This window comes from Thiocapsa sp. (assembly GCF_022340925.1).
Taxonomy (GTDB): Bacteria; Pseudomonadota; Gammaproteobacteria; order Chromatiales; family Chromatiaceae; genus Thiocapsa.
Genome location: NZ_JAJDNA010000043.1, coordinates 1 through 8,787, shown reverse-complemented (window position 1 = coordinate 8,787; position 8,787 = coordinate 1). Strand labels below are relative to the sequence as shown.

Here is an 8,787-nt window from a genome sequence, read left to right as displayed (position 1 = left end):
AGGCGGTTCGCGCCAAGGGGCGGGCGATGGGCAGCTCGTCGAGCTGTAGCGGCTTGCCAACGCCGAAGCCTTGCGCATAGTCCACACCGATGTCCCGTAGGATCGAGACCAGCTCCGGGGTTTCGGCCCACTCGGCGATCGTCTCCAGACCCAGGACGTGGCCGATTCGGTTGATCGAGGTGACCAGTGCCCGGTCAACCGGGTCGTTGGCAAGTCCACGTACGAAACTCCCATCGATCTTCAGATAATCCACGGGCAGGGATTTGAGGTAGGAATAGGAGGCGAAGCCGGTCCCGAAGTCGTCGACCGCGAAGACCGATCCCAAGGCGCGGATCTCCTGCATGAAGCGGCGCGCCTGATGCAGATCTGCGATGGCGGCGGTTTCCGTGATCTCGAAACAGATGCTGGGGTAGGGAATGTCGAACTCGGTGAACTGCCGCTTCAGATACGACATGAAGCCCTCATCGATCAGCGTGGTGCCGGATAGATTGATGGCGAGCATGAAGTGATCGGGAAACCGCTCGTGCCATGCCCGCAGTTGCTCGGCTCGTCGACTGAACACATAGGTGATGATCCAACGATCGACGGCCGGCATCAGGATGTGGCGCTCGGCAGCCGGAATGAAATGATCCGGCACGACGGCCTTCCCGTCCTCGTCCTGCATGCGAACCAGGATTTCGAAGTGGATCGGGCCATCGTCGTGTTGAAGCGGCTGGATCGGCTGCGCCATGATCCGGAACCGCCCCTCACTCAGGGCACTGCCGATGGTTGGGATGATGGTCATGTCGGCGCGATGACGCAGACTCTCGGCATCACCGTGGCCATAGACATGGACTCGATCCCGCCCCTTTTCCTTGGCGAGACGGCAGGCGATATCGGCTTGACTCAAGGCCTCGATCCCGCCGATCTTGGAGGGCTCGAAGACGACCAGACCGACACTGAGGGTGACATCCAAGGAATGCTCTTGCCAAGTAAAGAGGAAGTTACGCGCTGTGCGGACGAGGTCCTCGCAGAGTCCGGCCGCGTGGTTTGCCGCCTGACCAACGAACAGGGCGACGAACTCGTCGCCGCTGAGGCGGGCCAGAGCGGTGGCGGAGGACAACTTGGTTTTGATGATCTGACCGAATTGCTCTAGGAGCTTGTTTCCTGCCGCATGTCCGAAGGCGTCGTTGACGACCTTGAAGCGGTCGACGTCGATCAGGCAGAGCGCGTGCGTCGGGTTGTCCTCCGCGGTGGTGCCTTCGACCTCCGCGAGGATGCGCTCGAACGTGGGTCGGTTCTGAAGACCGGTGAGGGGATCGAACTGCTCGAGGAACTCCGCTCTCCGCTCGCTGCGCTCCAGCTCCGACAGGTCCTCGACGAGCAGCAGCCAGAACCGCTCGCAGTCCAACGTCAAGGTGCGCATCAGGATGCGCAACGGGAAGCTGTGCTCGTCGGCTCGCACGCCGGCGGCATAGCGAACTCGATGTCCAGCCACGTCATCGACTGCGGAGGTGTCCCACTCGTCGACGAGTTTCAGATCGGGGATCAGGGTGCTGATGGGCAACGCCAGGGTCTCCTCCCCGAGTCGCCCAAACAGGATCTCGGCGGCCGGGTTGAAGAGTCGGATCTGCCCGTTCCTGTCGGTCAGGATCACGCCGTGCGAGACGGTCCCCAGTAATGCGCGTAAGGTCTCGCCTGCGGTATCAAGATCGGTGAGGGCGCGGAGCTCCGTCCATGCCAGCACGCGGAATCGCAGATAGAATACGAAGGTGACCAGAATCGTAACGAGGGCGATCCCCATCGCGGCCTTCACTGGCAGGGTGAGCCCGAATCCACCCTGCCCGGATGCGACCGCACCTGACTCGAGCAGCCGCCCATAAGCCCAGGCCAGCAAGCACACGGCCACCAGCCCGCCGACCAGGGCCACCAGGTAGCCGCGGCTCGCCCAGCGTGTGGAGCGCGCGAGGGGCCGCCGTCCCCGTTTTCGAGGCTGCGTAAGGAAGCGTTGGGGGGATGGACGCATGAGCCCGGCTCGATGACACCTAGGCGGTGAGCCGTCTGTATTTGAGCCGGTGTGGTTGGTCGGCCTCGGTCCCCAGGCGCCGGTGGCGGTCGGCCTCGTAGTCTGCGTAGTTGCCCTCGAACCAAGTGGCTTGGGAGTCACCCTCGAACGCGAGGATGTGTGTTGCGATGCGATCGAGGAACCAGCGATCGTGGCTGATCACGACGGCGCAACCGGGGAAGGCCAGCAGGGCTTCCTCAAGTGCGCGCAGGGTCTCGACGTCCAGATCGTTAGTGGGCTCGTCGAGCAGCAAGAGGTTGCCGCCGCTCTTGAGGAGCTTGGCCAGATGGACGCGGTTGCGCTCACCGCCGGAGAGGTCGCCGATGCGCTTCTGCTGGTCCGTGCCCTTGAAGTTGAACCGGCTGCAGTAGGCGCGGGACGGCATCTCGTAACGACCGACGACGATGTTGTCGGCGCCGTCCGAGATTTCCTCCCAAATGGTCTTGCTGTCGTCAAGTGCGTCGCGGCTTTGGTCGACATAGGCGATCTGCACCGTCTCCCCAATCCGCAGCGCCCCCGCGTCAGGGCGCTCTTGGCCGGTCAGGATACGAAAGAGCGTCGTCTTGCCGGCCCCGTTCGGACCGATGATCCCGACGATCCCGCCCTTCGGCAGATTGAACGAGAGGTTGTCGTAGAGCAGGTTGTCCCCGTACGCCTTCCTGAGCGCCTCGGCCTCGATGACCAGATCGCCCAGGCGCGGGCCAGGCGGGATATAGATCTCGTTGGTTTCGTTGCGGGCCTGGAATTCCTGCGACTGCAGCTCCTCGAAGCGGGCCAGCCGAGCCTTGCTCTTGGCGTGGCGGCCCTTGGGATTGGAACGTACCCATTCCAGCTCGTGCTTCATGGTCTTGATGCGCGCCTGCTCCTGCTTCTGCTCCAGCTCGAGTCGCTGCTCCTTCTGCTCCAGCCAAGAGGAGTAGTTGCCCTCCCAGGGAATGCCATGCCCGCGGTCGAGCTCGAGGATCCAGCCGGCGACATTGTCCAGGAAGTAACGATCGTGCGTCACGGCCACGACGGTGCCCGGGTACTCGTGCAGGAAGCGCTCGAGCCAGGCGACCGATTCGGCGTCCAGGTGGTTGGTCGGCTCGTCGAGCAGGAGCATGTCGGGCTTGGACAGGAGCAGCCGGCAGAGCGCGACACGCCGGCGCTCGCCGCCCGAAAGCCGCGTGACATCGGCATCCCAGGGCGGCAGTCGCAGTGCGTCCGCGGCAACTTCGAGCGTGCGCTCGAGGTTGTGACCGTCGGTCGCTTCGATCAGGTTCTCCAGCTCGGCCTGCTCTTTCGCCAAGGCATCGAAGTCGGCACCGGGGTCCGCATAGGCGGCATAGACCGCATCGAGCCGTTCCAAGGCCGCCTTGATATGAGCCAGCGCCTCTTCGACGTTGCCGCGCACGTCCTTCGTCCGGTCGAGCCCAGGCTCCTGGGAGAGGAACCCGATCTTGATGCCGGGTTGAGGCCGGGCCTCGCCCTCGATCTCGGTGTCGAGACCGGCCATGATCCGCAAGAGGGTCGATTTTCCCGAGCCGTTCAAGCCGAGCACGCCGATCTTGGCGCCGGGGAAGAAAGACAGCGAGATGTCGCGCAGGATAACGCGCTTGGGCGGCACGATCTTGCCGACCCGATTCATAGTGAAGATGTACTGAGCCATGGGATTGGGGGGCTGTGTTGCGGAGGTCCGGTCGACCGAATCATTCGCTGCGACCGGGGCCTGGTGGCACGCTGATAGGCGCCATTCTGCGCTGGCATCCTTCAAATGTCCAAACCGGCTGGGGCGGGCATCCGCGTCCAGTCATGAGCAGGGCCGGGACGCCCTGCTGCGCGGCCTCGGACCGGGAGGCGCAGTCTCAGACCGCTGTCTGGAGAGAAGAGCATGGGCGTGAAAATCATTCCGGTGTTGGGCTTTGTCGCACCCAGCGGGTCGGGCAAGACGACCTTGGTCCGGCAGCTCGTTGCGATCCTCAGCGGCCGCGGGCTCCGTGTCGGCTATCTTAAGCACGCGCACCACCGCTTCGACCTGGACGTCCCCGGGAAGGACAGCTACCAGGCCCGCGAAGCCGGTGCGCGGCAGACCCTGTTGGCATCCAAGGCGAGGTGGGCGCTGCAGGTCGAGAGTCCGGTCCCGGGTAAGGATCCGGACCTCAAGGAGATGCTGGCCAAGTTCGATGCGGATTGTCTGGATCTGGTCCTTGTCGAGGGTTTCAAGCATGCGCGCTATCCAAAGGTCGAGGTCTTTCGCCCGGCATTGCGCCAGCCACCGCTCTATCCCGGTGACCCAAGCATCATCGCGGTCGCGACCGACGCCCGGATCGCACACCAGCCGCCCGCGATCGTCCTTCCGCTCAACGAGCCCGAGACCGTCGCAGACTTCGTGTTGTCGCGTCTGGACGAGATCCGCTTACGTATCCCTTGAAACGTTAACAGGCCAGGCGTGCGGTGCCTGCAGATATCGGAGGCCGGACAGCGGACGCCGGTGTCTACTTCTCCGCCGTCAGATAGGCGATCCACCCGGCGTCCGGCTCCCCGGCCTCGGCCGGCACGAAGACGCCATCCGGTTTTCCGTCGGCATCCCACCCCTGCCAGTAGACCATCACCCGCGAGAATCCAGCCTCGGCGAGCAACTCGCGGATCTCGGGCAGCGTCCAGAGCCGCCAGTCGTAGCTGAAGGCGCGCGGCCATTCGGACCCGTCATCGAACCGGAAATGGATGTGGCAGACCAGTCTGCCGGTGATCGGCTCATAGGCGGCCTGCTCCCAGGCATAGGTGAAGGTGGTTCCGTCGGGGTCCCGGATGCGGCGCTCCTCGGTGAGCAAACGAAAGGCGTCATAACCGCCGAAGGCGTCGAGAAAAAAGATGCCGTTCTCGGCCAGTGTTTGACGCGCGTGAGTGAAATACCCGCGCAGGCTCCGGCGGTCGCGGAGCAGCCAGTAGCTGAAATTCATTGCGAGAAGGATGTCGGGCGTGGCCGTTTCGACCGCGCGGACGTCGCCCTGGGTCAATGCTACCCGGGTCTGCTGGTCGGCATTCAAGGCAGCCAAGTTGTGACGCCGGCCCCATTCCAGCACCTGTGGATCGAGGTCGACCCCCCAAGCGCGATTGCGCTTGCGTCGTCGCACCCACTCGCAGCAGACGGCGGCGGTACCGCAGAAATCCTCCTGGAGCCTGGTTGCGGTGCGTCCGCGCAGCAGCCGATAGATCCGATCGACGAAGTCGACCTCCGTCCATGGATTCTGGACCGAGAGCTGGTAGAGATGGTGGCGGTCCGCGCGATCAGCGATCGTCGGAGCCGGCCTGCGGTTGGGAGGAGTCATGTCTCTGCCGTATCTTAACAACGCAGGCTGGCAACGGCCGGGTATCCGGTCAGCGACCCCTCAGCCGAGGCTCTGTTTGAACACAATGCCCGGTTCATGTACCCTTCGCCGCTCGCGGGCGGGGCGGAATGCCGCGCGCGCCATCCCCGGAGAGGTGTCCGAGTGGCTTAAGGAGCACGCCTGGAAAGTGTGTATAGGTTAATAGCCTATCGAGGGTTCGAATCCCTCCCTCTCCGCCAATAACGCAAAAAAATTAGAGAAAAGTCAAGTTATTATAATTAGATACAAAAATCGGTCCCCCATCTGGTCCCCCAGTTAGCGATCGCTACACTACCGGTTTTTCTGTCTTAGCGTCCGCTCTCCACCTCGGCAGGAGAGTGAAACCAGACTCGGCAAAGCCTTGGTTGAAGCAGTGACGACATCTGCGTTACTGATGACTCTACCCAGCTGAGTCTGGAGAACGATTGGTACGCCGACCCGATTTGCGATCGGCGTCCAGGTGTCAGTATCCGTCTTGTCCGTCTCGATGGAGACGACCAGTGCATTGGGAATCCGATGCTCGCTCCGGTCGGGCTGCTCGAGCGCTTTCCACCAGTCAGCCACCGGATCGACGGCGATGGTGCCACACGTTCGGCAATGTCACTCGGAGACGGGCTGCAGCATCGCCGAGCAAGGCAAGTGAAGACCAAAAAATGGATCTTCCGCATCTTCTCTTCGTCGAAGGGGCGGATCACAGCCTGTATGACCAAGGTGACGGCGCTCGATGCACTCCGAAGCCTGGCTTCTAGGCTTGGGAAGCCTTAGCGACGCAGAAGCTGCGCCCGAGCCGTCTTGCCGCCAACCTGCACGAGGTGGCCGCGCATGGCCTATAGCCTCTCGGTCCACTCGGCGGAATGCACGAGGAATACGCGAAGCGTCTCAGGCCAGAGTGCGGGGTAGTCAGTCAATACCTTCGCGCAAAAGCGCCCCGCTCGCTTGAACTGTGGCAGCACGCGTCGCCAAGGTCGATATCGTCGCAAGGAAAGTCAATGTTGCCGGCACCATCATGCTCAATGTTGCCGCTCTCGAAGACCACTTCGGGCTTGATTGGCCAGGCTAGCTGAAAGACCACAGGCGTGGTGTTTCAAGGCGACAGATCCCCGCGTTCGTTACCTCGACATGGGGGGCCGGTGTGGAGATTTGAATGCCCCTTTGTCACGCGTTGGCGTTGGATGCATCTACGCTTGCAGCTGGTGACGGCTCATCCTGAGCTTGACGCGCAGCTGCGAGCTGCGCGAAATCGCGCTTCAGCATCGTCATCTCCGCCTTCAAGTGCTTCAGATACCGGCGCTGGTCATTCTTGATCGTCTCCTCAAGCGAGTCACGGATCGCGTCCCGGAGCTGATCGAGTTCGTTGATCAGCGCTTCCGCCTCCTGAGCCTCCGGCAAGCGTCGTTCGATGGCCCGAATCTCCTCGAGCAAGCCTGAGCGCTCGACGAGTCTGATCCACGCCTGCAGTCGTTCCGCCTGCTCCAATGGAATGACCCAGCAGCGAACCTCCGGACCCCACAGGGCGCTGGGAAACGACCGCTTGAACAGTTCCTTCAGCCGGAAGGGTAAGGACACCAACAGCTGATCGCTCAAGATCCTGTAGCTGATCGACGAACTGCACCAACAGGGACGCGATCTCCGACTCACCCGGTCATACAGGTCAAGGGCAAAGGCGGGCATCGGATCAGACATCGCAGGGTTCTCCGGGTGTTGAGGTGTCAGCAGAATCACCACCCAACGATACGTCCGTCATCCGCGCACCGCCGCAGCGAAAGACACCCATTTTGGCCGCTCTTTCGCGACAGGTGCTTGATCATGATCGAAAATACTTGCGCTCCGGGCATCCTCGGTGCTAGGTTTTCATGCATACCCGTGCGGCAGGGTCAAGCCGCTGGTCGCTCGCCATCAATGTAGCCACGCGCTGCCTCGTGCAGAAGACTCCCTCGGAGTCACCAACGTCGATCCAAGGCCAATTGGCCTCCTGGTCAGGGTTCGATTCGAGCTTATCCTGACCCGCAACGCCTCCGTGTCCGCCACCGACGCGACACCTGGCGCCAAGACCTCCCCCACGTCTGCTCGCCGCAGGCGGCGCTGCCCTGTACCCATCTGTTCCGATGCTCTCCCTGTCCAACGGACACCCGCTTCGACGTGTCTGCGTCTCGATTTCCGCTTCTACAGCGGCCGCTCCAACCTCATCAAGTCCCCCGCCCAGACACAGAGACGGGTCAAGCGAATGGGCTTTCAGGCCTTGTACCATCAGCCTTCGGTCACACCGAAGCGACATCAAAACCCACGTCAAAACCTATTGCGAGCAGGATCAGGCGTCCATCCCGGACACCAGGGCGGCACCCTGGCAGGCATGATCCACCGCAAGGGTGATGACAACCTCTTCCTCCACGCGCAACCGCGTTAATCCTCAGCACCTCGCCGCGAGCGTCCATCGCGGCCGCATACCCCGCCCGCCCGAAAGGTTCCAGCGGATGTGGTGCTGACACCCCGAATCCCCGCTCCGGATGGTAGGAGCCGCAACGGCGCTGCGTCAGGCGCCAGTCCCCACGCCGGCAGCGGGCGCAAACGCTGTTAACACTGAACACCGCAAGGGCGGGACCCTGGGGACGACCGGAACCGACACGATCATCGGGTGCCGCGCGCGACAGCGCTCGCCCCGGGGTCCCGCCAGCGGTGTGTCGAAGCCGGTCAACTGGCGCGTTTCTGTCTGATTTATTGGGTTCGGTTTCGCTCATCCAGAGGCGGAACCACGGAGGAGCATCTAAGACCATGAGAGATAAAGGCGGCCATCAGGCCCGCAACCAGGGCTGGGGCCGGGATCTGGCCTATGCCGGCAAGCAGATCCTGCAGGCGCGCTTCGGCGGCGGACACTTCGCGAGTGTCGCCAGCCATGCCGAGCGCTGGCGCTGCTTTGCCACCTGGGCCAAGGCCGAGGCCGGCGTGCGCAATCTACGCCAGGTGACACCGGAGCTGGTCGGCCGCTACGCCGAGGTCATTAAGGGGCAGGGTAGAGCGGTGTCGACGATCCAGAATCGACTCAGCACCATCAATGTGATCCTGAGATATGCGCGCGAAGGCCATTGGAACCCGGTCTCACCACGTGAACTGGCCGGCGCCGCACGCTCGGTGGTCCGAACCGAGATACCAGCAGCGCTGGATCTCGCAGCAGTGGCAACGGCACAGACGGCTCTGCGGGATGCGGGTCTCGATCGCGCTGCGGCGGTGCTTGGGCTCGCACGCGCCTTTGGGATGCGCTCCGAGGAGGCCGTCAAGGCCAACCTGGAGCGCCTGGCCAAGGAGGCGGATCGACAGCAGAGGATCAATATTCTCGATGGCACCAAAGGCGGTCGGACCCTGCCACGCTGGGTGGCCGTCACTGCATGGGGACGTCAGGCG

The 8,787-nt window shown here is 63.0% G+C and carries 6 protein-coding genes and 1 tRNA gene; 3 read left to right on the top strand and 4 right to left on the bottom strand.

Translation table 11 applies throughout. The annotated features are described in order from the left end of the window. Positions 1 to 2,005 (bottom strand): putative bifunctional diguanylate cyclase/phosphodiesterase (locus LJE61_RS06125; protein WP_296917767.1); only part of this gene is annotated, 2,005 nt, incomplete at its 3' end. 19 nt (positions 2,006 to 2,024) lie between these two features. Beyond that, positions 2,025 to 3,692, bottom strand: a complete 1,668-nt coding sequence (ettA, locus tag LJE61_RS06120) for an energy-dependent translational throttle protein EttA (protein WP_296910588.1) — start codon at positions 3,690 to 3,692, stop codon at positions 2,025 to 2,027. A 222-nt stretch (positions 3,693 to 3,914) separates the two neighbouring features. Here ettA and mobB point away from each other — a divergent pair, with 222 nt between their 5' ends. Further along, positions 3,915 to 4,454 carry a molybdopterin-guanine dinucleotide biosynthesis protein B gene (mobB, locus tag LJE61_RS06115; RefSeq protein ID WP_296910586.1) on the top strand — a complete coding sequence of 180 codons (540 nt, stop codon included), beginning with the start codon at positions 3,915 to 3,917 and terminating at the stop codon, positions 4,452 to 4,454. A 64-nt stretch (positions 4,455 to 4,518) separates the two neighbouring features. On the opposite strand, the gene LJE61_RS06110 is transcribed toward mobB, so the two are convergent. Beyond that, positions 4,519 to 5,352 carry a class I SAM-dependent methyltransferase gene (locus tag LJE61_RS06110; protein WP_296910584.1) on the bottom strand — a complete coding sequence of 278 codons (834 nt, stop codon included), beginning with the start codon at positions 5,350 to 5,352 and terminating at the stop codon, positions 4,519 to 4,521. Positions 5,353 to 5,500: 148 nt separating this feature from the next. On the opposite strand from LJE61_RS06110, the gene LJE61_RS06105 reads away from it, so the two are divergent. Further along, positions 5,501 to 5,591, top strand: a tRNA-Ser gene (locus tag LJE61_RS06105). A 955-nt stretch (positions 5,592 to 6,546) separates the two neighbouring features. Here LJE61_RS06105 and LJE61_RS06100 read toward each other — a convergent pair. Further along, positions 6,547 to 6,813, bottom strand: a complete 267-nt coding sequence (locus tag LJE61_RS06100) for a hypothetical protein (protein WP_296910581.1) — start codon at positions 6,811 to 6,813, stop codon at positions 6,547 to 6,549. Between the two features lie 1,347 nt (positions 6,814 to 8,160). Between LJE61_RS06100 and LJE61_RS06095 the strand changes: the two genes are divergently transcribed. Further along, on the top strand, positions 8,161 to 8,787 hold a 627-nt coding region (locus LJE61_RS06095; protein WP_296917765.1), incomplete at its 3' end, for an integrase domain-containing protein.